Raw genomic sequence first — 927 nt, forward strand, 5'->3', positions numbered from 1 at the left:
ACGGCGGCTGGGGGGCGCCCTGGTTGCTGACGGGCCTCGGTCTCGGCTACGGCCTGGGATATTACGGCGGTTACGGGGGTTACTATTCGCCAGCCTATTACGGTGGCTATGGCTACGGTGGCTATCCTGCGTACGATGGTGGCGGCGGCTACGGGGCAGGCTACGAAGGCCCATGCGTCCTCGAACGACGGTGGGTGCGAACGCGCTACGGCGGTTCCCGACGAGCCTGGGTCAGGAGCTGTTACTGAGCGCGTGACCCCTCTGCCCGCGTTGATTGGGGGGTCTGACGCAGTTCTGCTGACGCTTGGGGTCATTGCGCGCCGATCAGACGGGCTTGGAGGAGATCGATCTTTCCGCGGCCGTACATTTGGCGTTTGACGAGCTTGAGCCGGGTGATCTGGCCCTCGGTTTGACCGTTCGACCAGACGGAGAGGATTGCTGCTCGGACCGCGGCCTCGTCTCGTCGGACGCCGTTCGCCAACGAGGCGACCAGGCTTTGGGAGGCGCTCTCGATCCAGGAAGCCAAAGGCTCGGCCCGCCTCGACCTGATCATGGCATGGAAGTCGGCGACGATCTCGCGAGCCTCGACCAAGGCCGGCACGCCGTTCTCAATCGCGGCGATCGTAACAGTTTCGGCCTTCGTGAGATGGTCGCGACCGGTGGTCATCAACCTCGCGATGGTCCGGGCCGACGGGACACGTGCGAGACTGCTTGCGTCCGCTTTCTCAGCGCGCCGGCGGCGAGTTGCCCATTCGGAGACAACCCTGAGGCTTCCCCGAAAGCCGTTCCTTCGCATTGTGCGCCAGAGGGCGGATGCATTGCGGTCGCCGGCGTCCCATTGCGCATCCAACCAGGGTAGATGCGCTTCCAGAGAACTCTGGCGAGGTCGGAAGACGTCGCTGCGCTCGCCGCGGACGATCCGCCTGA

1 protein-coding gene is annotated in these 927 nt (G+C 65.0%); it reads right to left on the reverse strand.

Annotated elements, in window-relative coordinates:
• Positions 1 to 310: 310 nt before the first annotated feature.
• Positions 311 to 927 (reverse strand): transposase (locus tag AX750_RS18305; RefSeq protein ID WP_197426551.1); only part of this gene is annotated, 617 nt, incomplete at its 5' end.

This window comes from Methylobacterium sp. CCH7-A2, from assembly GCF_001557075.1.
Lineage (GTDB): Bacteria > Pseudomonadota > Alphaproteobacteria > Rhizobiales > Beijerinckiaceae > Allobosea > Allobosea massiliensis.